Raw genomic sequence first — 25,213 nt, 5'->3', positions numbered from 1 at the left:
CGCTCTCTTTGCAATGTTGGCGATTGGCGAACCCGTCGATGAGAGCGCTCCTCTCCCCGTCACTATACGGGGAGAGGATGCCGGCAGGCAGGTGAGGGGCAGCGCCGGCGCTTCGTGATCACGCCAACCCCGTTGACCCCAAGCCCCATCTGCCCGAATTGTAGCGCCGCAACCCTCCCGGCTCCGGACCCCCATGGCCACGCGCGACGCACCCAAACCTACCGAGCCCCTCACCTTCGCCGTGCTGGTTTTCCCCGGCTTTCCGATGATGGCGTTCAGCTCGGTGATCGAGCCGCTGCGCGCGGCGAACGTGCTGGCCAAGCGGGACTGGTACCGCTGGATCATCGTCGGCGCCGCCGAAGGCCCGGTGGAGGCCTCGAACGGCGTCGTCATCCAGCCCGGCTTTGCCGCCCATGACGCGCCGAAGGTCGATCGCGTCGTCGTCTGCTCGGGCGGCGATGCCGATCATCTCGTCGCGCACGATGCGGTGAGCTGGATCCGCAGGAGCCTGCGCGACGGCGCCCATATCGGTGCGGTGGCGGATGCCGCCTTCTTCCTGGCTCGGGCCGGCCTGCTCGACGGTCATGCCTGCACCTTGCACTGGACCAGCCAGGCTGCCTTCACCGAAGCGTTTCCGGATATCGAGCTGAGGCGCGATCTCTATGTCATCGACCGCAAGCGCTTCACTTCGGCCGGTGGCGTCGGCAGCCTCGACATGATGCTGGAGATCATCACCAGCGATTATGGCGCCGAACTGGCCGCCGGCGTCGCCGAATGGTTTGTGCACAGCCCGCTACGCTCCAGCGTCGACCGCAAGCTGATGCCGCTCAGGCTGCGGACCGGCGTGCAGAACGAACTGGTGCTGTCGGCCATCGCCATCATGGAGGATGCGGTGGAGGAGCGGCTCGGCATGGCGGAACTGGCGGGGCGACTTGGTGTCTCCTCCGATAAGCTCGAACGCAATTTCCGCTCCGAACTCAGTATCTCGCCCAACGGCTATTACCGCCGCCTGCGGCTGAAGCGTGCCGCCGACCTCTTGGCGCATTCGACGCTGATGGTGCGCGACGTCGCGCTGGCCTGCGGTTTCGCCTCGATGTCGAGCTTTGCGCGGGCGTTCCGGGAGGAGCATGGCCATGCGCCGAAGGTGATGCGGAGGCATTAGGTATTTCGGATGTTGGCGGGACAGCGCCCCTCTCTGCCCTGCCGGGCATCTCCCCCACAAAGGGGGGAGATTGGCCGTCGCCTCCGCTTTCGCCAATTGCCAACATCGCGAGAGTAGCGCCATCGGCGAAGCTGCCGATCTCCCCCCTCGTGGGGGAGATGTCCGGCAGGACAGAGAGGGGCGCGAAGGATCGCCGGCGCGTCGGGGCTGCGGCATCCGGCACAACATATGCGGCATCTCGCACAGCCTCTACGCGGCGCATAGCCCATCCTCGCCGCTTCCAGGAGGCACCCATGAGCATCGTCGTTTTTGACCCCGACAGCACCGAGGATGTCGACTTCAAGGACCGCATGCGCCATCCGGCGGCGGCGGATCCGGCCGGCGGCATGTGGCTGTCGGACACCGAGCCGTCCTTCATCGACGCCGACGCGCTGCGCAAGGGCCGGCTGGCCAGGCTGCGCGCCTGGATGCGCGAGGCCGGCTATGGCGGCGTCGTTTTGTTCGACCCCTACAACCAGCGCTACGCCACCGGCTCGCGCAACATGTTCGGCTATTTCCTGCGCAACTCGACGCGCTACTTCTTCATCCCCACCGAAGGGCCGATCGTGCTGTTCGAATATCCGCAGAGCTACCATGTCTCGATGGTGCTCGACACGATCGACGAGGCGCGTCCGTCCAAGCTGGTCTGGTCATCGGTGTCAGGCCGCGACGACGAGACCGCCGGCCCGTTCGCCGATGAGATCGCCGAATTGCTCAAGGCGCATGGCGGCGGCTCGATGAAGCTCGGCCTTGACCGCTGCAGCCATCTGCAGGCACTGGCGCTGGAAAAGCGCGGCTGCGAGGTGCGGGATTGCCAGGGCGAGATTTTGGCGGTGCGCGCGGTCAAGACGCCCGAGGAAGTAAAATGCCTGCAGGTGTCGATGGCTGGTGCCGAGGCTGCGGTCTATGCGGTGCGCGAGGCGATCAAGCCTGGCGTTTCCGAAAACGAGCTGTTCGCCATCATGTATGGTGAGGTGATCCGGCAAGGCGGCGAGTTCATCGAGACCCGGCTGCTGACCTCGGGCCAGCGCACCAATCCGTGGTTCAACGAGGCGAGCGGCCGCAAGATCAGGCCGGGCGAACTCTTGGCGCTCGATACCGATACGATCGGCTGCTACGGCTATTATTCGGACTTTTCGCGCACCTTCCGTTGCGGACCGGGCAAGCCGACGGACTATCAGAAGTCGCTCTACCGCATGGCGCACGACCAGGTTCAGCACAATATCGGGGTCGTCAAGCCGGGCATGGCGTTTCGCGAGATTGCCGAAAGGGCCTGGAAGATACCGGACCGCTTCGTCGACCAGCGTTATACCTCGGTCATGCACGGCGTCGGCATGCATGGCGAAACGCCGTTCATAGCGCACGCCATGGACTACGAGACCTATGGCCGCGACGGGGTCATCGTGCCCGGCATGGTGGTCAGCGTCGAAAGCTATATCGGCGAGAAGGGCGGCCGCGAGGGCGTCAAGCTGGAAGACGAGATCCTGATCACCGAGACCGGCACCGAGCTCCTGTCGCGCTTCCCCTATGAGGATGTTTTCCTTGACAGGCATGTTTGAGTGTTGACAGGCAGTTTTGCATGAAAAGCCCGATCTCGATCAAGCGCGGCAAGGTGGCGGCGGTGTTCATCGATCTCCAGGAGGAGCATCGGCGGGACAAGCGCTATCTGGTCGAAGGCTATGGCGACATCCTCGCCAACGTCCAGCGGCTGCAGGAGGCGGCGCGGGCCAACAATGTGCCCCTTTACCACTGGGCCTATATCGTCGATCTCGCCACGGCGCGGCCGCTCCACCCGGTCGAGGCCAGCGGCAAGTCGGCGTTTTCCGACAAGGACGATCCGCTGACTGCGATCTGCGCGGAAGTGGGCCCGGCGACAGGCGAGATGATGCTGGTCAAGACCGATGCCAGCGCCTTCCGCACGGGGCCTGCCGCCGAGCGGCTGAAGACCGACGGCATCGAGTGGCTGGTCGTTGCCGGCGTCTGGACCGAGGCCTGCATCGATGCCACCGTCAAGGATGCGGTGGCGCTCGGGTTTCGAGTGCTGCTGGTCAAGGATGCCTGCGGCAGCGGCAGCACGGCGATGCACCAGACGGCCATCCTCAACCTTGCCAACCGGCTCTATGGCGGTGCCGTCACCACCACCGACGGCGCCTGCCGGCTGCTGGCAGGCGAGACGGTCGAAGCCTGGCAGGTCGAGGGCTCGGTGCCGCTGCGCTTCAGCTATGAAAATGCTGCCCGGCTCTACGCCGAGCTCTGAGCGGGATCGCGCAGCGATGATCACCGAGGCCGAGCGACCCGGAACGAGAGGGCGCGGAAAATACCAAACGCTGCTCGATCCGGAGCTGTGGGCCTATATCGATCGGGTCAACGAGTGGTATCCGCCCGAAATCGTCTACATGCCGATCGACAGGCAGCGGGCGGTCTATGATGCCATGTGCCGGGCGTTTCGCGAGCCCTATCCACCCGGCGTCAAGGCCAGCGACAGCGCGGTTCCTGCCGGCGACCGTGCGATCCCGGTCCGGTGTTACCAGATGGCGGGCACGGCGCCGCAAGCGATGGTTGTCTATTATCACGGCGGCGGCTTCGTCCTTGGCGGGCTCGACAGCCATGACGACACCTGCGCCGAGATATGCGCCGGCACCGGCTTTGCCGTGCTGTCCGCCGATTACCGGCTGGCGCCCGAGCATCTGCATCCGGCCGCCTTCGACGATGCGCTGGCCGTATTCGAATGGGCGACGGCGACGGCCGGCCTGCCGATAGTGCTCTGCGGCGAAAGCGCCGGCGGCAATCTGGCCGCTGCGGTGGCACAGGCGACACGCCGCCATCCTCGCCATGCGATCGGCCAGGTGCTGATCTATCCCGAGCTCGGCGGCCCGGAACCAGTTGGCAAAGAGAGCGCCGGCTCCTGTGTCGAGCACGCCGAAGCGCCGCTGCTGACGTTGCGCGACATCGAGTTCTATCGCCAGATCCGGTCGGCGAAGGGACAGTCGCAGGACGACCCGACCTTTTCGCCGCTCAGCGACACCGACTTCTCCGGGCTGCCGCCGACGGTCATCGTCACCGCGCAATGCGACCCGCTGTCCTCGGAAGGCGAGGCCTATCGCGACCGCATCCTGGCCGCCGGCGGTCGCGCCTGGTGGCATGAGGAGCCGCGCCTCGTGCATGGCTTTCTACGCGCCCGCGAGACCGTGCCGCGAGCCGGCGAAGCCTTCGGGCGCATCATTGCGGCCATCGCCGCGCTCGGCAAAGGCGACTGGCCTTACTGAGGTTGCGAAGGCCCCCTCATCCGGCCGCTTCGCGTCCACCTTCTCCCCGCTGGGGAGAAGAGGCTGGCATCAACGCTGGCGACCTCCTCTCCCCCCGGGGGAGACGTCGGATTGCCCCGTATTGCTCTTCGTAATTCGGTTGGCAATCCGGGTGAGGGGGACCTTCCGTTTGCGGAACAGCGCACAAGAACTGCGGAAGTCCGAACACTCCCCCACGGGAGCTCGCCCTATCATCCCCGAGGCAATGGCGCTCCGGCGATCGCATCCGTCCCCCGCGTTTGGCGATCGGCAGAGGTGCCCAACAACAGGGGAATGACGACAATGAAGTTCATGCTGACCGATCGAAAACTGCATCCGCAGGCCGAGCCCGTCGCCGATGGCTTCAAGAAAGGCCAGATGAACCGGCGCGAATATCTCGCCACCATGGCTGCGCTCGGCGTCAGCGCTACCGGCGCGCTGGCGCTCGGCGGGCTTGCGCCGTCACCGGCCAGGGCCGAGGAGCCGAAGCGCGGCGGCATCTTGCGCGTCGCCATGAACGTCAAGGGCTGGAAGGATCCGCGCACCTTCGACGGCGTCGAGATGTCCAACGTCGCCCGCCAGTGCAACGAATATTTGGTGCGCTGGAAGCGCGACTTCACCTTCGAGCCATGGCTGCTCGAGAGCTGGGAAACCAGCGACGACGCCCGCGTGCTGACGCTGCATGTCCGCAAGGGCATCACCTGGTCGAACGGCGACACCTTCAACGCCGACGACGTGATCCACAATCTGACGCGCTGGTGCGATGCGTCCGTCGCCGGCAATTCGGTGGCCGCGCGCATGGGCGCACTGGTCAACGCCGATACCAAGAAGGCCGTCGACGGCGGCATCGAGCGCGTCGACGATTTCACCGTCCGGCTCAATTTGCCCAAGCCCGACATTTCGCTGATCGCCGGCATGGCCGACTATCCGGCGCTGATCATGCACCGCAGCTATGAAGGCGACGGCGATCCGCTGAAGGCATTGGCGATCACCACCGGGCCTTGCGAACTCGTGGCATGGGACGCCGAGGTCGGCGCCGAAGTCCGCCGCAAGGACAAGCCATGGTGGAAGGGCGAGTTCTACCTCGACGGCATCAAATGGGTCGACTACGGCTCCGACCCCAACGCCATGCTGTCGGCCTTCGAATCGGGCGAGATCGACACCGACCACGAAACCGCCTCCGATACGGTTGCGCAGACCGAGTCCATGGGCCTGAGCAATTCCGAGATCGCCACCGGTTCGACCATCGTGGCGCGTTTCAACGTCGGCAACCCGCCCTATGACGACATCAAGGTGCGGCGCGCCGCCCAACTTGCCGTCGACAATGCCGCCGTGCTGAAGATCGGCATGGACAACCGCGGCAAGCCTGCCGAGAACCATCATGTCGGGCCGATGCATCCCGAATATGCCGATATCGGCCCGGCCGTCCGCAACATTGATCAAGCCAAGGCCCTGCTCGCCGAGGCCAGCAAGGCCGACCACGAATACGAACTCATCTCGGTCGACGTCGACTGGCAGAAGAGCACCGGCGACGCCATCGCCGCGCAGATGCGCGAGGCCGGGCTGAAGATCAAGCGCACCGTGCTGCCGGCCGCGACCTTCTGGAACGACTGGAGCAAATATCCTTTCTCCTGCACGGAATGGCTCGGCCGGCCGCTCGGCGTCCAGGTGCTGGCGCTCGCTTATAAGTCTGGCGCCGCGTGGAACGAGAGCGCCTACGCCGATCCGGAATTCGACAGTCTGCTCGACAAGGCGCTGGCGATGCCCGATCCCGGCGCCCGCAAGGAGCTCATGGCCAAGATCGAACAGAATCTGCGCGATTCCGGCGTCATCATCCAGCCCTACTGGCGCTCGGTCTACCGCACCTACCGCAAGGGCGTGCATGGCTGCGAGCAGCACCAGTCGCTCGAGCAGCATTTCGAGAAGGTTTGGCTCGAGGCGTAGCCTTGCAGACGACCAATTGTCGGGGCCAGCGCCGCTCCTTCCACCTTCTCCCCTTGTGGGAGAAGGTGGATTGGCGCGCAGCGCCAAGACGGTTGAGGGGTGCGGACGGAGTGCCGTCAGTATCAAGCTGGAACACCCCTCATCCGGCCGCTTCGCGTCCACCTTCTCCCACAAGGCGAGAAGGAAGAGCCACGCCAGGCCTTGAAATCTCCAGTCCAAGCCGCACGGTCTCCCGCACCAGCAGGTCCAGATCGTCGCGCCGGGTGCGGTGGTTGTTGATCGCCACCCTGAGGCTATGCTGGCCATGCACCGTCGTGTCGGAAATGGCGGCGATGCCTTCTTCCTGCAGCCTCAGCATGATCTCGGTATTGAGCGCTTTCAGGCGCTCCCCGCCCAGTCCGTCCGCGCGGTAGCGAAAGCAGACGATGTTGATGCTCACCGGCGCTACCAGTTCGAGTGCCGGTTCGGCCGCGATCAGCGCGCCGAGATAATGCCCTTGCGCGATGTTCTGGTCGATCAGCCGGCCGAACTTTTCGATGCCGTGCTCTCGCAACGCCATCCACACCTTCAGAGCGCGAAAGCCGCGCGTCGTCTGCAGGCCGTAATTGTGCAGCCATTGGCCGGAGGCCAGGCCGCGCGGCGTCGATTCCAGATATTCCGGCGTCACCGCGAACGTGCCGCGATGCACGGAGGCATCCCGGATCAGCGCGCAGCCGACCTCGAATGGCGCGTGCAGCCATTTATGCGGATCGAGCGCGATCGAGTGGGCGTGCTCGATGCCGGCAACGCGATGCGAATTGTCTGGCGCAATCGCAAGCAAGGCGCCGATGCAGCCATCGACGTGAAACCACAGATCCTCTTTTGCCGCCAGGTCAGCCAGCGCTTGCAGATCGTCGATTGCGCCGGTGTTCACCGTGCCGGCCGTACCGATTACGCAGGCCGGCTTGAAGCCGGCGTCGCGGTCCTCGGCGATCGCCGCCCGCAACGCAGCGATGTCGATCCGCAGCCCGGCATCGCTCGGGATGCGACGCAGCGCCCGGTTGCCGAGGCCGAGCACTTCCATCGCCTTGCGGTGACAGGAGTGAAGCTGGTCGGAGCCGTAGAAACGCAGCGGCTTGTCGATGCCGGCAACGCCGTGCTCGCGTATGTCGATGCCGGCCTTGGCGTTGCGCGCCACGGTCAGCCCGATGATGTTGGCCATCGAGCCGCCGCTGACCAGCGTGCCGCTGGCCGATTGCGGAAAGCCCAGCATCTGCTTCAGCCAATCGACGACCTGGCCGTCCATCAAGGCGGCGGCGTGGTTGCCGCCGCCGAGGTTGGAGCCCTGGATCGCCGCCAGGAAATCACCGAGCGCCCCGGTGAAATTGCTCGACCCCATGTACCAGGCCCAGAAGCGCGGATGGATATTGCCCATTGGATAGGCCATCAGCTTCTTGACAACGTCGCCATAGACATCGGCCAGCGGCGTTGGCGATTGCGGCAGGGACGCGGTGAAGAACTCCCTCACATCTCCAGGCATCTCCTGCCACACCGGCCGCTCTCTGACATCGCGCAGGTAGGCGACGGCATCGTCGACGACCCGATGCGACAGGACCTGCACATCTCCCCAGTCCGAGGGGTCAAGCGTTTCCTCGGCGGTCGTGGCGGGCAATCCAGACGGCGTGTCCATGCAGGTCGCTCCCGATATGCCGCCGTCACGCCGGAAACTGGCAGCCGGGCGTCGACTGCGAAAGCGCAGTCTCCTCGGCGTCCATCTCCGCCTCGATGCCGTCGAACAGCGGTGTCGTCATGTAGCGTTCGCCAGTATCGGGCAGCATGCACAGGATCACCGAGCCGGGCGCCGCCTTTTCCGCGATCTGCCGCGCCACCGCGAAGGTCGCTCCGCCGGAGATGCCGGTGAAAATCCCTTCCTTCTGCGCCAGCGCCTTGGCCCATTTCATGCCCTCGGGCCCGGCAATCGGCACCACCTCGTCATAGAGGCTTGCGTCTATCGCCTCCTGCAGCACGTCCGGAATGAAGTCGGGCGTCCAGCCCTGGATCGGATGCGGCTCGAACGCCGGATGGCTGGCGGCAGGCGCGCCGCCGGTGCCGCGCTGCTGCGGCTTGCCGCTGCCGATAAGCTGCGCATTGGCCGGTTCGGCGAGCACGATCCGGGTCTCCGGCCGCTCGCGGCGCAGCACGCGTCCGACGCCGGCGACGGTGCCGCCCGTGCCGTAGCCGGTGACGAAGCAGTCGAGCCGCGAGCCGGCGAAATCGTTGATGATCTCGCGCGCCGTCGTCGCTTCGTGAATGGCGGCGTTGGCCTTGGTTTCGAACTGGCGGGCCAGGAACCAGCCATTGGCTTCGGCGAGCTCCACCGCCTTCTTGTACATGCCGAAACCCTTCTGGGCGCGCGGCGTCAGCACCACCTTGGCGCCCAGCATGCGCATCAGCTTGCGGCGTTCGATGGAAAAACTGTCGGCCATCGTCACCACCAGCGGATAGCCCTTCTGGGCGCAGACCATGGCAAGGCCGATGCCGGTGTTGCCGCTGGTCGCCTCGACCACGGTCTGGCCAGGCTTTAGAGCGCCGCTGAGCTCGCCTTCCTCGATGATGTTGAGCGCCAGCCGGTCCTTCACCGAGGCGGCGGGATTGAAGAACTCGGCCTTCACATAGATCGTGGCATGGTCCGGTCCGAGATTATTGATGCGGATCACCGGCGTATCGCCGACCGTGTCGAGAATGCTGTCGAACAGACGGCCGCGCCCGGCGGTGGTTCTGATTTTCTGTTGATGCAACATGTCGATCTCCTCGCCTTGTCGTTGTCTCTTGTCGTCACGGGCCGGTTACAGACCGGTGGCTTGGGCGGCGAGGTTTCGAGACCTTGCCGCGCTACATTTGCCTCCGGCAATGCCAGCATCCGGAGCGGGAATTCGTTGCCGGATGCACCGTGTCGCGTTTGGTGATAAAACAAAGGCCGACTGGCCAGCGTGGGAGCAGGCGTGGAAACGCTCGTGGAATCCGCCCGATCGAGCCTCCACGGCGAGGTGGCCGGCTTTTCCGTGCGTCTGCTCGGACCGCTGACGATCGCACGCAACGGCATCATCATCCAGCTCCCAAAATCGCGCAAGCTGTGTGCGCTGCTCGCCTATCTGGCGCTGGCGCCGCATCCGGTCGGCCGCAGCCGCCTCTGCGAGCTTTTGTGGGATGTGCCGAACGACCCGCGCGGCGAGCTTCGCTGGTGCCTGAGCAAGCTTAGAGGCATCCTCGATGAACCGCATCATCGCAGGGTCGAGACACCAGGCGACACGATCGCGCTTGATCTGAGAGGTGCTTCCGTCGACGCTGTCGACATAGCCTCGGCCGCCGCCAAGGGCGTTGAGACGCTCGGTCTAGAGCGGCTGCAGGCTCTTTCCGGAATGTTCGCCGGCGACTTTCTCGATGGGCTGGAGATCGACCGCAGCCCGCATTTCAACAGCTGGCTGATCGCCCAGCGCCGCCGCTTCGGCTCTTGGCACGCCGCAATCCTGGAACATCTCGTCAACAAGCTTCCGGTGGATGCCGACAGATTGTCTTCGCATCTGGACAAATGGCTGGAACTCGCTCCGTTCGACGGGCGCGCGCATGTGGCTCTTCTGAAAGGGCTGGCGCAGCGCGGCCAGTTTGACGCCTGCGAGGAACATCTCGCTTCCGCAGCGCAGCTGTTTGCTTCGGAGGATCTGGATTTCGGACCCGTTCGTGAGGCATGGCGCACGATCCGCAACGAACGACCTGCCGCTACGCTCTGGGCGCGACCGTCACTCGTACCCGCGGCCCCTCACGCGTCAATTGTGCTTCCCAATTCCGACACTGCTGCATCGCAGAAGGCTTCGCTTGCGGTGATGCCGTTTGCCGAAGAGACGGCTGACGGCGGCCCACGCGGAGGCATCGCCGATGGCCTGACCCACGATATCATCACCCGCCTGGCCAAGCTCAGGGATTTCTTCGTCATCGCGCGCGGTTCGGTGTTTGCGCTCGCCGAAAAAAACATTGGGCCGGAGGATGCCGGCCGTCGGCTCAATGTCGATTATGTCGCCACCGGCACGGTACGCAGCCAGGCCGGCCGCGTCACCGTCGCGGTCGAGCTGGTCGAAGTGCGCACGGCCAGGATCGTCTGGGCCGAGACGTTCGAGCGCAAGCCGAACGACATCTTTGCCGTGCTCGACGACATCGGCAACAGCATCGTCTCGTCGATCTCGGCCGAGATCGAGACGGTCGAGCGCAACCGCGCCATGTTGAAGGCGCCCAATTCGCTCAACGCCTGGGAAGCCTACCACCGCGGTCTCTGGCACATGTATCGCTTCACCCGCGCGGAAAACGAGCAGGCCCGGCATTTCTTCGACATAGCCTTGAAGCTCGATCCGACGTTCGCCCGCGCCTATGCCGGCCTCTCCTTCACCCATTGGCAAAATGCCTTCCAGCGCTGGGGCGACCGCGACCACGAAAGCGCCCTGGCCTTCGAGGCAGCCGGCCAGAGCCTGCTCGTCGACGATCACAATCCGGCCGCTCACTGGGCCATGGGGCGGGCGCTGTGGCTGCGCGGCGAGCAGGACGGCTCCCTCATCGAGCTGGAACGCGCCGTAGACCTCAGCCCGAATTTCGCGCTCGGCCACTATGCGCTATCTTTCGTCCATTCGCAGTCCGGCGACCCGCAGGCTGCGATCGGCTCATCCGACCATTCCAGGCATCTGAGCCCCTTCGATCCGCTGCTGTTCGGTATGCTGGGCGCCAGGGCGATGTCGCATGTCCGGCTCGGCCAGTTCGACGAAGCCGCCGAATGGGCGCTGAAAGCAGCCGCGCGTCCCAACGCCCACGCCATCATCCTCGCGATTGCCGCGCATTGCCTTGCGCTGGCGGGGCGGCTGGACGAGGCACGAAGTTTCGCCGCTGCGCTGCGCAAGATGCTGCCGAACTACTGCGCCGACGATTTCATCGGCACGTTCCGCTTCGAGCCGGACGCCGAGGCGCTGTTCCGGCAAGGCGCCAAGCGGATCGGGCTGGGGTGAGGCAGGCGCGCGGTTTGCCAGGCTCTCCAAACCGCTCATCGCGGCTGGCCGCCCCAAACATCGTCATGTCTGCAGCCAGGGCGCATCGTCAGGTTGGTTGCGAATTCGTCAACCAGAGCGGATCAGACGGGCTCAACCGATTTGACGTTGCCGTCGGTATCCACGAGGCAGCTTGTCTTCTTGCCACGGGCATCGAGTTCGACCTGATAGGTCTTGGAATCGAGCTTGCTCGATGAAACCGGAAGTATCTTCGTGCTGTCGACACCGCTCGCCTTGGCGACCGCATTGGCGCAAAGCAGTTGAAGGTCCGCCGGGGCCGTCTCGACCTTGGTCCTGGACATCTGGTCCTGAGGCGGCGGCGGTGGCGTGCTGACACAAGCGCTAACGGCTCCAGCCAGGAATCCGATTGCTGTCCCCCGGATCGAAGTTCTCACTGCATTTTTTCCCGACATTGCTTGTCCCTCTCCGAATGCCGCTTCATACACCTTTGTAGAGGGCGGCCCCCTGCATGAGAACGATGACCTTGGCCCCAACCTTGACGCGGGATGCGAGATCGACGATGTCGTCGTTCCTCATACGGATGCACCCCGATGACACGTCGAGCCCGATCGTCCAAGGCTCCGGGGTACCGTGGATCCGGTAGATCGTGTCCTGGTCGCGCTCATAGAGATAGAGCGCCCTTGCGCCGAGCGGGTTGTCGGGCCCTCCCTCCATGCCTCCAGCGTATTTCACCGCCTTCGGATCGCGAGCGACCATTTCGGCCGGAGGTGTCCAGGTCGGCCACTCCGCCATGCGGCCGACGCGCACGATGCCGGCCCATCCAAACCCTTCCCGGCCCACGCCGATGCCGTAGCGCATGGCCCGCTGACCCGGCTGCACAAGATAGAGAAAGTGCTGATTGCCATCGATGATGATCGTGCCTGGCACTTCCGCGGTGCGGAATTTGACCATCTGCGGACGAAATGCCTCGGGCACCTCATTATGCGCGGCGTAGTATTTGCGTGCCTTGGTGCGATCGTAGTCCACCCATTTGTGGCTTTTCGGGTCGAAAACCTGTGTTCCCGCAGCCAGCGCCGCCACCGCGACAAGACCGAACGCCGCGGCGACGACTGCCGTGAGGGAGCGCCGCCGGACGGTGCCGCGTTCCGCGAACATAGGATTTCCGCTCATGGATTTGCCCACCCGTGCACCCGTGCGCCTTGTGCGGCAACCCATTGTTTGGCGTATTCGTAAGGATCCTGACGCTCTACCTGGAGCGCATAACTCATCTTGGTGATTTCCTCGGGCCTCAGGTCGACCCGTTCCAGGAACGCCACAACCTTCGGATATTTTTTGCGCAGCGAGGTGGCGTAGGCGATATGAAAATGTGCGGTATCCCATGCCACCGGCGCGCTGGACTTCGAGACCCAGAGCGGATCTTCTGACGGCAGTACGATCTTCCACTTTGCCGGATCAAAGGGCGGCTCGGTAAGCCGGACAATGTCGTGCAGCTCAAAGACGTAGTGCGGCGCGTAGCAGGCAAACACCATTGGATGATCCGTGGCGACCGCGGCATCGACAGCCGCCATTCCGGCATCCTCGGGCGTCTCCAGCAAGGTCATCGTCTTGGCATAACCATAGCTGTTGGCGCGGACGCGCTCGATAGCGGTCGAGGACCAACCCTCAGCGCCGATCCAGAGTTCGCCACGTCCGTCGCCATCAGTATCCAACGCGGCGGTTTTCTTCGTATCGCTGAGGTCGGAAACGTCGTGAATTCCAAATTTGTCGGCTGCCTCACGCGTCGCGCAAATGCCTTGCCAGGCCGGCACTCCAATGGGGCTGATGGCCACCGTGCCGGCCCCGTCCACATACTTCTTCACCAGATTGTCCAGATTGGGCAGCCAGATTTCGGGATGAATATCCACCTCACCCGAATTGAGACCGGCAAAGGCAATAAGCGTCCCCATCTCGCGCACGTCGGCATCGAGCCCGAAATTTTCCTTCAGGCTGACCTTGAGGATATTTGCCGTCGCCTGGCCCGACGGCCAGTTCGGCATTGCAATGACGAGATCAGCCGCGTGGACCGGGATGTTTAGCGCCAGCATCGTCAATGCCGCCAGCGACACTTTCCGCAAGCACTGCCGAAATCGGTTCTGCATCTCTTCCCCCTCGCTTCGGTGCTGAAATGAACCGCGACGGGAACAATCTGTCGCGGCAAGCACCTGGTTGTGACACCAGCCCCATCTTCTGACGGGCAACTGCTGAAGGTGCAGCAGTGCATTCGCCAAAGAGAGCGCCTTCACGTGCCGCCCCTGCACGCTACCCGATGACAATCCGACTGGGAAGATGCCCACAACGCGGCCGCGGCGCCCCCACTGCGCCCCTATTTGGCACGCCGCAGCGTTGAAAAGTCGGGCAAAGGGGCGCGTTTCTTTCGGCCCTCGCAACGGTTGGCTGGGTTTGAAAAAATACCACAATAGATCGCGATTAGGGAGATTGTATAAGATGTGGTATCGTCGCGCCTTTTTTGTAGAGCTGGCGCAAAATTCACAACAACATAGAATATTACTTGTACTAGCTCGGCTTAATGAGAACAAAACTAAGGAAGAATTCCTGAATCTTGCTACTGATCACATTTCAGTATCTGCTAAGATAGCCCGTGCTGATTCCGAATTATTAAGCATTTGCAAAATTCAATCCTGCGATATTTGGATTTGTCCTTGTCATAGGCTGCCTCGGATGCATTTCTTGGAAGCACAGCCGCGTCAGCGGATCGTTGAAACATGCTTGGGCGGACGGGGCACTAAGCATGGAGAGGAATATTGACACTCGCTAATGCGGCGGCCCCCGCTGGGAGCGTTCCCTCCCACGTAAGAGATTACGGCAACCGTCGGCTAAGTCGTCGAATGCATCGCCCACAGCCTGGCTCTCGTTTGATGGCCGGCGAAGCTTTGCCCTCCTCCGATTGGCGCCAGCCTTCGCGGCAAAAGCGAGGATCGCCGCCTGCAATGGCCTTCCGATATGGACGATGTCCGCCGCCAGCCAGTCGGAGGAATGAATCATGGAAACTCGTAATCTGTGCGGCCTTGGCCACTGCTTTGATGGCGATCGTCGGTTGTACCACCGACGACTACGATGGTTGTCGCGGAAAGGGCTGCCTGGTTGATCGGTCCCATAAAGGGAGCCGGAAGATAGACGACCGGCCGCAGTTCGAGAGGAACGGCAATCCCAACTTCGATACCAGGGGCCGTTACATCGGCTGCCATGGGCTCGGATGTAAAGTCGACGATCCTGATGACGGGGATCAAAGCATCGACGACAGACCGCAGTACGACAAAGAAGGCAATCCGAACTTCGATACGCAAGGCAACTACCAAGGCTGCCGCGGCATCGGCTGCGAGGTCGATACACCGGACGATGACAATTCATCAGACGACGACGATTCCGATTAATGGCCCCTGCAGCGAACAACGAAGAGGATAGCCACTCATGTCTGAATTGAACGGTCTCATCCGTCGACGTGTCAAAATCGTCATGGTCGGCCTTGCGGGGTTGGGAATGGCGCTGACGTCCGCTTTCGCTGCGAATAACGCCTGTGACGGTATAAAGGTCGAAGTGACGAAGGCGCGCAAGCAGGAATATGCCCCTCTCGTCGTCTCGGCGATGACCAATAAGTTCAAGCCCGCTCAGGCAAAGTTCTTCTCGATCATGGAGAGCGGCAGCTGGAGCGCCGCCTACGTCTCCACGCCGGTGAGCGACGACGGCGTGATGTTCTTCCAGACAGTCGACGGAAAGAAGCAGTTTCGCGACGTGTGGGGCGGCTATGCCGAGCCGTCGGAAAAACCTGAACTGGTATCCTGGGCGAAGAAGCTCGGAGCGCCGCAAGACCTGGCAAAGTGTTTTGCCGAGGAAGTTACGGAACGACGGTGATGATCGCTGGAAATTGCCGCTGACCGTTGGTGCAGGGGGAGAATGATTGGTGAGCGCTCCGGGGCGCCGGGGCTCTGAGATCGACTCCAATCATCAGCTGCAGGATGTGCAAAATGCAAAGTCTTCGAAAATCCAGACTGATCGTGCAGTTCGCCCGTGCATTGGCAACGTCAGTGAAAATGACGGCCGTCGTAAGCGTAACCGTCCCGCAAACGATCAATATTGCGCATGCCAGCAAGTATGATCTGCCGAAACCCTACGTCTCCCGGGCTCTTGATGCGGTTCTGATACCGATCAATCACGCCTCTCGGCACCGCTACCAGATCCCGCCAAAACTTCGCGGGGTGTATGTCCTGGCTGTTGCACCCCATGGCATTGCCGCGCGGCAAGGTATCCGACCGGGTGACGTGCTTGCCACAGTGCGGCATCAACCGATTTCGACGCCGGTTGATGTCGACAGACTCGTTTGGGCCGCCCTTGCCGTGAGTGCCACCAGTTTCCTGTTTGGCGTGAACCGCGGGACAGAAGTCGCAGATGTCGTCGAGGTCAACACCAACATCACCGTCAACAACTTCAACACCAACATCTCGGTCGACAATATTTCGCAATGGACGAGCGTCGACAATCGAGAGGAGTGGACGCAGATCGTCGATGAGTATGACGACGAGATGGAGACGGGCCTCAATGATACGAGCTATCGCGAGGACGACTCGCAGCCTGGCGACGCCAATCCGGACGCAAATGTGTCTTCTCCCGATGCTGACGACGACGATACCAGCACCGATACTGACGACAATAGCCCGGCCGACAGTACCGACGACAACAGTTCCGATCAGGACGATTCGAGCGATCAGAACGACGATGAAAACTCAACGGACGGTGATGATGACAAGAACAGCACCGACACCGACGACGATAGCACGGATGACGATGCGTCGGATGACAGCACTGACAACAATGATTCCGACGATCAGGACGATTCCAGCGATCAGAATGACGATGACGACCCGTCGGCAGATGGTGAAGACGAAAACAGCACCGACAGTAATGACGATGCGTCGGATGACAGTAACGACGCTGACGGATCGGACGATGACGATGCCAACTAGCGGCCGACCGTGCCGGCAGTTCTGGACAGAGGGCAATCGATGAAAACCGTGATACTAAGCGCTGCCATGGTTCTGGGCATGCCGGCTTTCGTATTTGCCCAGGACAAGTGCTACGACGCCGCCAAGGATCAGGCCGGCCCGAACGAGTGCGCCGATGCCGCGTCCAAGAAATCCGACAAGAAGCTCAACGAGCTTTACAGGCAGATCGAAACTCGCCTGAACGACGATGCGGATACCAGGACGCTTCTCGTTCAAGCACAGCGGGATTGGATCAAATTTCGCGACGCGGAGTGCAGTTTCCAGACCGCAGGAGCGGCCGGAGAAAGCGTAATTCCAACGCTCATCGCGGAGTGCATGGACAGCCTGACGCAATCCCGTGTCAAAGATTTCGAGGGTTACCTGAAATGCAGGGAAGGCGATGCGAGCTGCCCCGTTCCGGCAGCGAACACATCACATGCGGTACCTGCCGTGGCCGATGAGAACGGCCAGACCGGCCTTGCCCAGGCTGCCGACCCGATACCTATTCCGTTGCAACATGTTAGGGGCCACGGAAGCGCTGACGTCGTTTATCACAATCTCGGGATTGCGCTGGGCATCAATGGTGCCAAGCCTCGTCTGTTCGAATTCGACACCGGGTCGGATGAATTCAACGCCGAGATCGATTCGAGTGTCCCTGGCGTAGAGCCGGTGCACGGCAGCAAGCCCGAAATGTACGCCTATGGAGACGGCACCTATGGAGATTGGGTACAGCAGGTCCGGTTCGACAGCCTGTCCTATTACGATCCGGATGATCCCTCGCAGCCTGTCGTAACCTTCGACGGTGGCTATGGCGCCGGTCGGGTGGTGGATTACGTCTTCACCAAGGGTTTCGGCTATCTCAAGGATATGAAATTGACGCAAAAGCCCGTTGGCCACCGCGGCGATACGCCGGTCTATGCGGATCTTAATGCGCGCAAGAGCATGCAGAATGGCGAACCCGGTGGTTCGACGACGTTTTACGGTGTCTTTGGAGCCGGCGATTTTCTCGATGAGGGGGACGAGGCCGCCGCTCCCGCCAGTCAGACACAAAGCGGCTATGTGGTCTCGGCCAATGCAAATCTTGGAAAGAAGACGACACCGGGCTGCGCTCCCTGCCTGACGCTGAATTTGTCCCCCAGTCTGAGATCCCAGTTTACGGCCCTGATGCCCTGGGGCGAACTGGATTATGAATTCCGCCAGAGACGATTCCCGCGATCAGGCGCGAACGCATCCAATCACTACGAAGGGTCTTACCATTATACAATTTCTTTTGATCATAAGGGAAAGAAGCAATCGGTTGATTTCAGTGGACCTGTTTTATTGGATACTGGATCGTCGACCTTTCTCGGTATCACCACAGAAGGCTTTTTTAATAAGCTTCGCTCGAAAGGATTTAAGCTTGATGAATATGATTATACGGTAGTCGATTTTAGGATTTTGGGATTTGAAGATAGTTTCAACAACAAGGAATACAGCGATGTCGTTATGGATCGACAAAGCGATGAGGAGGGGGGCAATGGAGTTGTTGTCGGGCTACCCTTCTTCCAGTCAAATTCCGTAATGTATGATCTGGAGAACAAGACGACCGCATATTCACCCTATTTTGTCAGCGCTGCTAACTTTACGACAGACGCGGCTGCCGAGGATCAAGTGCAGCTGAATCGCGCGACCAGCGATGGTGGAAGCAAAGGCTGGCTCGGACTGGCCGGAATAATCTCCGGCGCCGGCGACTTCACGATCGAGAAGGACGCGGACGTGCGCATGACCGGGGCCAATACCTACACCGGCACAACCCATATCGCGGCCGATGGGTATCTTACTCTGGCCGGGCCGGGCAACATCGAGCATTCCTCGCGCGTCATGGTCGACGGTGTGCTCAACATCGATCAGAAAGGAAACTATCTGAAGCCCTGGGGGGTGGCGCACTCCCTGAACGATACGGCCATTCGCAACCTTAGCGGTAAAGGCGAGGTCTATCTGGGTGCGGGCAGACTGATCCTGACAGAAGCCGACGGGCAATTTGATGGAACCATCGCGAACTATGATGACGCCGGCGACAGCGGCGGCCTCGTGGTCGCCGGCGGCAAGCTGACCCTGAGCGGAAAGAACAAATATTCGGGCATAACCGAAGTGGCGTCTGGGGCGGAGTTGCGCGTGACCGGATTGTTGACTGGTGACGTTTCCGTCTCGGGACTGCTTGTCGTTGACGGGGAGGTCTCCGGCAAAGTCACGGTCAAGGAGGGCGGCAGACTGACCGGCTCAGGAAAGGTCGGCAGCGTCACGGTCGCCGAAGGTGGCAAAGCTGATCCAATGAAAACCAGATAATCAGGCCATGGGCACGGCCGACCGTGGCAATGACGGATAGCTGAAGAGAACATAGGGCGGGGCTGAGCAACTTAAGAGCTTGACTGCAACCGGAAAGGGAAATCGATGAAAATAGCGATACTGACTGCTGCCGCGGTTCTGGCTGCGCCGACATTCGCCCTTGCCAAGGACAAGTGCGCCGAGGCCAAGGATCAGGCCACCATGAACCAGTGCTTCGGTGCCGAGTTCCAGAAATCCGACAAGAAGCTCAATGAGCTTTACAAGCAGATCGAAGCCCGCCTGAAGGACGATGCGGATACCAAGAAGCTTCTTGTTCAGGCACAGCGGGATTGGGGCAAGTTTCGCGACGCGGAGTGCAGTTTCCAGACCGCAGGCGCGGCCGGAGGAAGCATGATGCCAATGCTCATCGCGCAGTGCAAGGACGGCCTGACACAATCCCGTGTCAAAGGTTTCGAAGGCTATCTGAAATGCCAGGAAGGTGACATGAGCTGCCCTGTTCCGGCCGCGAACTGACACATGCCACAGCTGATCGGATCACGATGAAGCCGGCGGCGAGCGTGACGTCGCCGCCAGACATGAAAGGATGCGAGGGGCATCATCATTGCGTGAGGGACTTGAGGGAGGTGGATTGTGAAACGCTATGGATCGTCGCTCGCAATGACAATTGCGGCATCTGTACTGTTGGCATGTGCCGTGCCGGCAACAGCCCAGACTGACATGAGCTTCGACGTTAACGTCACGCTTTCCAAGAAAGCAGCCGCCAAGCTCGCGGCTGACAAAGAGAGGATCGTTGTCTTCGCCTCCTATTACGGTGACCCGAAGCGGAGCGCCGAGAAGCATGCCAACGAAGTCGGCCAGATCGATCTCACGCCGCAGGACGAAGAGGTCGAGATAGCGGGCACAGCGGGCCACGCCCACGTCAGCGGCGCAAAGGTCGACGCGAAGCGTCTCGACTGGCTTGCCGGGCCGGCCAACGTCAACGTCAACATTGCGTCGGCGCGCAAGAGCAGTCCGGACAATCTGCTCAGCTGCGACTTCATCGACGGTTCACTAAGTGATGTCCAAAGGAAGCCTGTGACGCTTCATTGCGGATTGATCGAAGAACATGTGGACACGAAGTTGAAGCCATAAGACTTACAAATCATGCGCCTCGCCACCGGCGCCAACGTACATTACTCGCGGCATGACCTGCTTACTTCAGGGAGGCAAAGATTCTCATGCGCCCGCTGTTCGCTATCTGTTTCGGCCTGGTCATCATGTCCTTGCCTGCGACCGCCCATGCCGAGCGCCGTTGTGGTTGGTACTCCAGCCCGACACCCGGCAACCTCGTCCTGACCGACAGTGACGGGGATTGGTGGATCCAGATGCAGGGACGCCCGGATCCCGAAGGCATCGACAATGTGCCGGCCTTTGACGAGCGGCAATTCGTCGAGACCAATGTACCTGGTTCGGGTCACGGCTACGGATGTGCGTGCATGAACGTCGTAACCAACGCCAAGCAACAGAAGATCACCAGAGTGATCTCGGGCCAAGTCCTTCCGCTGCTGCGCTGCCGCAATGACAGATCGCTGCCTAACCCGGACGGATAATTGTTAGATATCTTGTGGATGCCATGGCTGACGGTAGGGCAGCCTAGAGCATTGGATCAAGAAAAAGCCCGGCAAACCGGGCTTTTTCTTGGGTCTCTGAAACCGCATCAATCGGTTCGAAACGGGAATTTGGTGCCCAGAAGAGGAATGGGCAGATCGCTTAAAAAAGACAACGAAATCAGCGACAAGGCTAACCACTTTGCGCCGCCTGTGTAGCACCAGCGTGGGGCATAGTCGAGACGCGCGATGTCGCCACGCCTTGTTGTTGCTGGCATCCGGTTACAATTTGGAACATTACGGACTGTTGGCGGCCTGATCGGATTGAGGGCAGAGGCGCGGAACGTCTTCGGGTAAAGCAGTAAGCGCTGCTGCGATATGAGGTCCGGCTATTATGGGAGATTGGGTCTGACGACGGGCACTAGGCCGAGCTCGAGAAACAAAATTTCATACTTCGTAACTCAGGCTCTTGCAATTCGCTTCCCCAATTAACAATTGTTTGTTGTGAGCCACGCATGGCTCGCCTTGTCATAGACACAGTGTCATTGGCTTGTTCGGCGGCCTTCGGGACCGCTCAGGAACAGCGAGTCCACCACTAATCGCGCGACCGGCGAGTGGTGAATCAACGCTCATCGGAAGGTGAGCTCCGGTGGTCTACCGGCCGTTCCGCCACGAAAGTCCACTCAATAAAGAGTCGGACTGTGGCGGGCGGTATGAAAAACCACCCCCGCTGTCAGTTCGGCTCCTTTCCAGGAGCACACAATGATCACACCAAAAAAATCTATGGTTTGGGAGGAACGCCGCCAGTCCTCCACGCAGCGGTTCGTGGGCGACCACCCCTGCCGAAGCGTGGGAACCGTCTCGTACCGTCTCAGCGAACTCAAGTCTTTCGTAAACGCGCGTGTTCGCAAGAGCACCAGCGACTGCGGAGGCATATGATGGCCAGGAAACCCATTGGGCGTACAAAAAGCGGCTACAGCACTGGTCGGAAAACCGACCGGACCTATCGAAAGCCCGTTGCAGCAAATCAAGCAATGACCGATCAGCGTCCGGAAATTCCTGACCCCGCCGATGTCATTAAGCAAGGCGCTGCGAACGTACTGGCCGAAGTGCGCAGAGGTCTCTCCACGCTGGCAAGTGAACACCGCAAGACTCTGTACCAGGAGGTCAGTCGGGCTTACGCCGTCGGAATGGTTTTGAGAGCCGATAAGGATGAGTGGCTGACGTTTTGCCACCACACCGATTGGGGGTCTTTTAGGAACAGGCCAAAAGATTCTGACAGATCGGATGCCCTTCGCTATGCCATACGTTTTGCCGTTGGATTTGCAGACAATCCCAAGGCAAAAAAGGCCAAGAACAGGCGGGTTGACAGGCTTTATGGCGCGCTGAAATCTTTTTTCGCTGAGGGCGTATCGCCCGCCGACATACCTAGGAAACTTCGGGAAGGCGGTGGATTTGAGAGCCTGAAAAGCGCGAACGCCGAGGTCAGGAGAAGCGCCAAATCCGATAAGCAGGCCTATGTGACATTTCGGCTCCCCTTGGACCGCACATATCAATTCTTGGATCGAGACACGCCATTTCAGATGAACGTGAAACTGGAAGTCCGGAAAGTCACTGGTAACCGTGTTGATGCTCAGCTGATTGGTTGGCGAGCGAGTAAGAAGTTGATCGCTTGGATGCGCCCGAACCCTTGTAACACACCGTTTGCACCGCAAAAGCTGTCAAACCGCAGCAAGCCTGCAAACGACGACGGTACCCAACCGAGATTACCGGCGGCGAAACCGAAACGCAGTGAGAGCATGGGCAACCACCGGAAGGTGGTGAAACCACGATAGGCATTGGGCCACAGCTCAAGAGCGCGTGTTTCAAGACCGATGTGAACAGGAGTTGGCGGCGCACTACGCGCGTCGTCAACACCGCAATTTAGTTTCAGCTGGGTCGCTTAAAGCGACCTTCGGCATAACGCGCGCCTGCTCCACAACCCCACAACCAACTGAAAGATAGCGTGCGTCATGAGGATACTTAGCCTCGCAGTTTTCCGAAAAGTGCATCGAAAATTCGAAACTATGCTTCGCGATTTTTCAACGACAGCGCGAGGGCGGAAAGCGCTTGACGCCGAAATGTTGCAACGCATGGAACGACGGAAAGCCATCTCACTTTTCGCCATAAATGTCCGCAGCCGAATTCAGTTGGCGAGTGCCGCAGATCGCGAATTTGACAAGGTCGTTTCACGCCGCCCCGACGACGCCTTCTATTTCGTCACGCTGGCCCCGAAACAGTTCGCAGTCCCCATCGCGATAGCGCCAACGTTTGAACAGAAAACGCTGAAGGCTTGGGCGAAGGATCAGCTACGGGGCTTCAACTACGTGGGGATGATCGAGGCTGCCTACTACAGCAATTACAACCCGGTTCCCGGCCGCCGGAGCGCAATGGTCTCTTGGCACGTCCATGCAATTGTGTGGGGATGTTCAGACCGCCGGATAGGTACTTTGGCCGACAGAGTTAACGCGGTATGCGAACCACTGATCCCGGGCCGACCTCCCGCTCATGCTCGTCGTATGACGGGCCATACGGCCGCCAAGCGGATCTTTTATATGCTGAAGATAGCCCTCGAAAACTATCGCGTGTATCCAAGAAAAGGGGAAACATCTGACCCCGACACCGGGGAAATCACCGTAGGCGCGACAGGAGAGTGGATCCAAAAAAAGGAACGTCTTCGACCCGGCGAGGCCGTCAAGATGGCGACCGTTATGGGAAAGCGGAGTTTGCCTATGCTGATGTTCTCTGCCGGTGAAGGTACCGCCGTTTGGAGGAAAGCACTGGCTCTCACACGAGCGAGAATCAAGCGCGCCGACGAGAGATTTCGGCGTAGGATGGAACGCCTCTATTAGAGGTGCCATAGCAGGCAGGTTCATTGTTTGGGGGCAAGCCTTAATGCGAATTACATCCGAGCAACGTGACGCTTGGCTTAAGAACACAGCCCAAAGCCCCTTTAACCTCTGGCTTGACCCGCTTGTTAGAGGGCCGGACGGTCAGCTTGATCTAGCTCGGTTGTACGAGGTGGCTGGGCGTTATGGGATCGACCAACAAACTCGATATTCGCATCTGAACCCCGGCCAACAACGGATGATCATCGGCAATATGTTGCGGCGGGTGGTTCCAGCGGTAGAGTACGAAATCGGCTTGGCTGTCCCTCAGATTATCGAGCAAGCAGCCGTGTCCGACCGACCGGAAATCATTCGAACAGCAGGCGTGACACAGCTGCTGATCCTTCACAGCCAGATCATGGACGAGCTGCGGGATCGGGAGATCGTGCGCACCGCCAACGCGCCTCTTGGTGACTATGCTGAGCTTCTGTTTGCAACGGCGTTTGGTTGGTCGTTGGAAAACAATTCCTCTAACGGTCACGATGCAACGGATGCCGCGGGCCTGCGATACCAGATAAAGAGCCGTCGGGTGACGCTCAGGAATGCCTCCCGCCAGCTTAGCGCAATCCGGCGTCTGCCTGAGGACACCTTTGACTTCTTGGCTGCCGTGCTGTTCAACGAAAGCTACCGGGTCACCAAGGCCATCGTGATTCCTCATGCCGTCGTAGCGCGTCGCTCAAAGCGGGTTGAGCACACAAACAGCTGGCGGTTCATTTTAGATGATGGAGTCTGGGCCGAGGAAGGTGCGCGCGACGTCACTGCGGCCCTCCTGTCCGCTGCCGCCGCGATTTGAAAAGCGTATCTCTGCTGCCATCATCGCTGATAGCGTGAGGGCCATTTGGGAGCCCCAAAGTATGCGTTGACGGGGTGCGGCCCGCATGTGAGCACCGCGCGGCCGCAGCCTCCCGACAAGAACCGTCGAGAGGTGAATTCAGCGCGCAAACCATCGAGATTCGCCCGCGAAAGCCCGCAGTCAGCCTTCAAACCAGCAGGTCTCAATGGAGGGCTGCGGTGTGATTTCCAAGTGCTCTAAAAAGGTAACTCTTTGATCTTAAAGAGAAATCTCTTGACAAAAGGCCTGCCGCCCGATATAGTGCGGTTGTTCAGATGAGCGGTTTTCGCCGTCGAAACGACCGAAAAGGTGGGTGAGTGAGCTATTTCGCCACTTCTGAAAATTCAGCCACTGAGGCCCCAATTCGGGGCCTTTATCTTTATGGAGACCTGAATGACCAATGGAGTACCCTCTGCCGCCTCGTCGGGATTCGCCTCGCCTGCCGTCATCGTTCTGGGCCTCGATGACGGCGGCAAAGCCCACGCCTCATGGTTCGGTGACAATGATACCGGCTTAGCCGAAAAGGCGGCTGGCATGATGGGCATGGCTGCCTTGCCAGTCGATGCTGACGATCTGAGGCAGCTGGCCGGGCGTTTGCCGCGGGGAAAGGTATTCGAAAGTGGCCGTGCCTTCGTGCCGTTTGTAAAGCGCGATCTCTATGAGGCTATCGCGACGCATCTTCCTGCCGGATACAAATTCCCAGTTCGCGTCGCCGACGACCGGCCGCCTGCTGCCAAGTCGAAGAAGGCCAACGCCACCGGCGCGCCCGAAAGCGGTCCCAAGCGCCCCGAACCATCGCGGCCGACTGACTGGAGTAAGATAGAAATCGGCAGCTTGGTCCTTGCCACCGAAGGTGCTTATCAAGGCTGGTTCGAGGCGCAGGTCGTGAAGATCAGCCCTGAGGGCGTCTACACCCTTCGTTGGCGTGACTGGCTCGACATGCCGGTGTTCACCCGCAAGCTGATCCACATTGCCCTGCTTCATCCCGAGCATACCGACTGACGCCTGCTTGGCCTCGGGCGCGCAGCTCAGGCAGCCGCCCACCCTCTCAAAA

General features: G+C 60.8%; 23 protein-coding genes. 18 read left to right on the top strand and 5 right to left on the bottom strand.

The genetic code is table 11. The features are described 5' to 3' along the window. The first annotated feature begins 193 nt into the window (after positions 1-193). The 5 genes from NKI16_RS15170 (at position 194) to NKI16_RS15150 (ending at position 6,429) form a co-directional block, all read left to right on the top strand. A complete protein-coding gene (locus NKI16_RS15170; RefSeq protein ID WP_352570144.1) occupies positions 194-1,162 on the top strand; it encodes a GlxA family transcriptional regulator in 969 nt (322 codons plus the stop codon). A 293-nt stretch (positions 1,163-1,455) separates the two neighbouring features. Beyond that, positions 1,456-2,760: a M24 family metallopeptidase gene (locus NKI16_RS15165; RefSeq protein WP_352570146.1), complete on the top strand. Its 1,305-nt coding sequence runs from the start codon at positions 1,456-1,458 to the stop codon at positions 2,758-2,760. 20 nt (positions 2,761-2,780) lie between these two features. Further along, positions 2,781-3,458, top strand: a complete 678-nt coding sequence (locus NKI16_RS15160) for an isochorismatase family protein (RefSeq protein WP_352784311.1) — start codon at positions 2,781-2,783, stop codon at positions 3,456-3,458. 16 nt (positions 3,459-3,474) lie between these two features. Further along, the gene (locus tag NKI16_RS15155) at positions 3,475-4,467 is read left to right on the top strand and encodes an alpha/beta hydrolase (protein WP_352923187.1); all 993 of its coding nucleotides are present in this window, start codon (positions 3,475-3,477) and stop codon (positions 4,465-4,467) included. A 321-nt stretch (positions 4,468-4,788) separates the two neighbouring features. Further along, the gene (locus NKI16_RS15150; protein ID WP_023678945.1) at positions 4,789-6,429 is read left to right on the top strand and encodes an ABC transporter substrate-binding protein; all 1,641 of its coding nucleotides are present in this window, start codon (positions 4,789-4,791) and stop codon (positions 6,427-6,429) included. Between the two features lie 139 nt (positions 6,430-6,568). Here NKI16_RS15150 and NKI16_RS15145 read toward each other — a convergent pair whose 3' ends face one another. Together NKI16_RS15145 and NKI16_RS15140 are read right to left on the bottom strand one after the other, a co-directional pair. Beyond that, on the bottom strand, positions 6,569-8,098 hold the full coding sequence (locus NKI16_RS15145; protein WP_352570154.1) for a pyridoxal phosphate-dependent decarboxylase family protein: 1,530 nt from the start codon (positions 8,096-8,098) through the stop codon (positions 6,569-6,571). Between the two features lie 25 nt (positions 8,099-8,123). Further along, entirely contained in the window at positions 8,124-9,209 is a 1,086-nt protein-coding gene (locus NKI16_RS15140) for a PLP-dependent cysteine synthase family protein (RefSeq protein WP_023678947.1), read from the bottom strand. A 201-nt stretch (positions 9,210-9,410) separates the two neighbouring features. On the opposite strand from NKI16_RS15140, the gene NKI16_RS15135 reads away from it, so the two are divergent. Beyond that, the gene (locus tag NKI16_RS15135; RefSeq protein ID WP_245274771.1) at positions 9,411-11,453 is read left to right on the top strand and encodes a transcriptional regulator; all 2,043 of its coding nucleotides are present in this window, start codon (positions 9,411-9,413) and stop codon (positions 11,451-11,453) included. Between the two features lie 122 nt (positions 11,454-11,575). Here the strand turns inward: NKI16_RS15135 and NKI16_RS15130 are convergent, their stop codons facing one another. The 3 genes from NKI16_RS15130 to NKI16_RS15120 all read right to left on the bottom strand — a co-directional run bounded on the left by NKI16_RS15130 (position 11,576) and on the right by NKI16_RS15120 (position 13,786). Beyond that, positions 11,576-11,794 (bottom strand): hypothetical protein, encoded by a 219-nt coding sequence (locus tag NKI16_RS15130; protein WP_352570156.1) that lies wholly within the window; start codon positions 11,792-11,794, stop codon positions 11,576-11,578. A 136-nt stretch (positions 11,795-11,930) separates the two neighbouring features. After that, positions 11,931-12,623: a L,D-transpeptidase gene (locus tag NKI16_RS15125; protein WP_352570158.1), complete on the bottom strand. Its 693-nt coding sequence runs from the start codon at positions 12,621-12,623 to the stop codon at positions 11,931-11,933. Further along, positions 12,620-13,786 carry an ABC transporter substrate-binding protein gene (locus tag NKI16_RS15120; RefSeq protein WP_502897603.1) on the bottom strand — a complete coding sequence of 389 codons (1,167 nt, stop codon included), beginning with the start codon at positions 13,784-13,786 and terminating at the stop codon, positions 12,620-12,622. Before NKI16_RS15120 ends, NKI16_RS15125 begins: the two co-directional genes overlap by 4 nt. 151 nt (positions 13,787-13,937) lie before the next feature. On the opposite strand from NKI16_RS15120, the gene NKI16_RS15115 reads away from it, so the two are divergent. The 12 genes from NKI16_RS15115 (at position 13,938) to NKI16_RS15060 (ending at position 25,161) form a co-directional block, all read left to right on the top strand. After that, positions 13,938-14,258 (top strand): hypothetical protein, encoded by a 321-nt coding sequence (locus NKI16_RS15115; RefSeq protein ID WP_352923184.1) that lies wholly within the window; start codon positions 13,938-13,940, stop codon positions 14,256-14,258. A gap of 275 nt (positions 14,259-14,533) precedes the next feature. Next, complete coding sequence (locus NKI16_RS15110; protein WP_023678953.1) at positions 14,534-14,884, top strand: hypothetical protein; 351 nt, start codon at positions 14,534-14,536, stop codon at positions 14,882-14,884. A gap of 37 nt (positions 14,885-14,921) precedes the next feature. Further along, entirely contained in the window at positions 14,922-15,362 is a 441-nt protein-coding gene (locus NKI16_RS15105; protein WP_031212356.1) for a hypothetical protein, read from the top strand. Between the two features lie 113 nt (positions 15,363-15,475). Continuing rightward, positions 15,476-16,471 (top strand): PDZ domain-containing protein, encoded by a 996-nt coding sequence (locus tag NKI16_RS15100; protein ID WP_156937405.1) that lies wholly within the window; start codon positions 15,476-15,478, stop codon positions 16,469-16,471. Between the two features lie 39 nt (positions 16,472-16,510). Next, positions 16,511-18,814, top strand: coding sequence for a lysozyme inhibitor LprI family protein (locus NKI16_RS15095; RefSeq protein WP_352785107.1), 2,304 nt, complete (start codon positions 16,511-16,513; stop codon positions 18,812-18,814). A 105-nt stretch (positions 18,815-18,919) separates the two neighbouring features. Further along, positions 18,920-19,327, top strand: coding sequence for a lysozyme inhibitor LprI family protein (locus NKI16_RS15090; RefSeq protein ID WP_352570169.1), 408 nt, complete (start codon positions 18,920-18,922; stop codon positions 19,325-19,327). Between the two features lie 117 nt (positions 19,328-19,444). Further along, entirely contained in the window at positions 19,445-19,945 is a 501-nt protein-coding gene (locus NKI16_RS15085) for a hypothetical protein (protein ID WP_352923181.1), read from the top strand. An 86-nt stretch (positions 19,946-20,031) separates the two neighbouring features. Next, positions 20,032-20,403: a DUF4087 domain-containing protein gene (locus NKI16_RS15080; protein ID WP_352620861.1), complete on the top strand. Its 372-nt coding sequence runs from the start codon at positions 20,032-20,034 to the stop codon at positions 20,401-20,403. Between the two features lie 935 nt (positions 20,404-21,338). Beyond that, complete coding sequence (locus tag NKI16_RS15075) at positions 21,339-22,235, top strand: hypothetical protein (RefSeq protein WP_352923178.1); 897 nt, start codon at positions 21,339-21,341, stop codon at positions 22,233-22,235. A gap of 177 nt (positions 22,236-22,412) precedes the next feature. Beyond that, positions 22,413-23,291, top strand: a complete 879-nt coding sequence (locus tag NKI16_RS15070; RefSeq protein ID WP_352923175.1) for a hypothetical protein — start codon at positions 22,413-22,415, stop codon at positions 23,289-23,291. Between the two features lie 235 nt (positions 23,292-23,526). Then, complete coding sequence (locus NKI16_RS15065) at positions 23,527-24,120, top strand: hypothetical protein (protein WP_352923172.1); 594 nt, start codon at positions 23,527-23,529, stop codon at positions 24,118-24,120. 432 nt (positions 24,121-24,552) lie between these two features. After that, positions 24,553-25,161: a hypothetical protein gene (locus NKI16_RS15060; RefSeq protein WP_352923169.1), complete on the top strand. Its 609-nt coding sequence runs from the start codon at positions 24,553-24,555 to the stop codon at positions 25,159-25,161. Positions 25,162-25,213 lie beyond the last annotated feature (52 nt).

The organism is Mesorhizobium sp. M0698 (assembly GCF_040320455.1).
Taxonomy (GTDB): domain Bacteria; phylum Pseudomonadota; class Alphaproteobacteria; order Rhizobiales; family Rhizobiaceae; genus Mesorhizobium.
Note: the sequence above shows the minus strand (reverse complement) of the source record. Positions and strands in the feature narration are given on the sequence as shown.

What these genes read in the sequence shown, in the direction of transcription:
- NKI16_RS15170 (WP_352570144.1), top strand. Translation starts at nt 194, where the DNA reads ATGGCCACGCGCGACGCACCCAAACCTACCGAGCCCCTCACCTTCGCC.
- NKI16_RS15165 (WP_352570146.1), top strand. Translation starts at nt 1,456, where the DNA reads ATGAGCATCGTCGTTTTTGACCCCGACAGCACCGAGGATGTCGACTTC.
- NKI16_RS15160 (WP_352784311.1), top strand. Translation starts at nt 2,781, where the DNA reads ATGAAAAGCCCGATCTCGATCAAGCGCGGCAAGGTGGCGGCGGTGTTC.
- NKI16_RS15155 (WP_352923187.1), top strand. Translation starts at nt 3,475, where the DNA reads ATGATCACCGAGGCCGAGCGACCCGGAACGAGAGGGCGCGGAAAATAC.
- NKI16_RS15150 (WP_023678945.1), top strand. Translation starts at nt 4,789, where the DNA reads ATGAAGTTCATGCTGACCGATCGAAAACTGCATCCGCAGGCCGAGCCC.
- NKI16_RS15145 (WP_352570154.1), bottom strand. Translation starts at nt 8,098, where the DNA reads ATGGACACGCCGTCTGGATTGCCCGCCACGACCGCCGAGGAAACGCTT.
- NKI16_RS15140 (WP_023678947.1), bottom strand. Translation starts at nt 9,209, where the DNA reads ATGTTGCATCAACAGAAAATCAGAACCACCGCCGGGCGCGGCCGTCTG.
- NKI16_RS15130 (WP_352570156.1), bottom strand. Translation starts at nt 11,794, where the DNA reads ATGTCCAGGACCAAGGTCGAGACGGCCCCGGCGGACCTTCAACTGCTT.
- NKI16_RS15125 (WP_352570158.1), bottom strand. Translation starts at nt 12,623, where the DNA reads ATGAGCGGAAATCCTATGTTCGCGGAACGCGGCACCGTCCGGCGGCGC.
- NKI16_RS15115 (WP_352923184.1), top strand. Translation starts at nt 13,938, where the DNA reads ATGTGGTATCGTCGCGCCTTTTTTGTAGAGCTGGCGCAAAATTCACAA.
- NKI16_RS15110 (WP_023678953.1), top strand. Translation starts at nt 14,534, where the DNA reads ATGGCGATCGTCGGTTGTACCACCGACGACTACGATGGTTGTCGCGGA.
- NKI16_RS15105 (WP_031212356.1), top strand. Translation starts at nt 14,922, where the DNA reads ATGTCTGAATTGAACGGTCTCATCCGTCGACGTGTCAAAATCGTCATG.
- NKI16_RS15100 (WP_156937405.1), top strand. Translation starts at nt 15,476, where the DNA reads ATGCAAAGTCTTCGAAAATCCAGACTGATCGTGCAGTTCGCCCGTGCA.
- NKI16_RS15095 (WP_352785107.1), top strand. Translation starts at nt 16,511, where the DNA reads ATGAAAACCGTGATACTAAGCGCTGCCATGGTTCTGGGCATGCCGGCT.
- NKI16_RS15090 (WP_352570169.1), top strand. Translation starts at nt 18,920, where the DNA reads ATGAAAATAGCGATACTGACTGCTGCCGCGGTTCTGGCTGCGCCGACA.
- NKI16_RS15080 (WP_352620861.1), top strand. Translation starts at nt 20,032, where the DNA reads ATGCGCCCGCTGTTCGCTATCTGTTTCGGCCTGGTCATCATGTCCTTG.
- NKI16_RS15075 (WP_352923178.1), top strand. Translation starts at nt 21,339, where the DNA reads ATGGCCAGGAAACCCATTGGGCGTACAAAAAGCGGCTACAGCACTGGT.
- NKI16_RS15070 (WP_352923175.1), top strand. Translation starts at nt 22,413, where the DNA reads ATGAGGATACTTAGCCTCGCAGTTTTCCGAAAAGTGCATCGAAAATTC.
- NKI16_RS15065 (WP_352923172.1), top strand. Translation starts at nt 23,527, where the DNA reads ATGATCATCGGCAATATGTTGCGGCGGGTGGTTCCAGCGGTAGAGTAC.
- NKI16_RS15060 (WP_352923169.1), top strand. Translation starts at nt 24,553, where the DNA reads ATGACCAATGGAGTACCCTCTGCCGCCTCGTCGGGATTCGCCTCGCCT.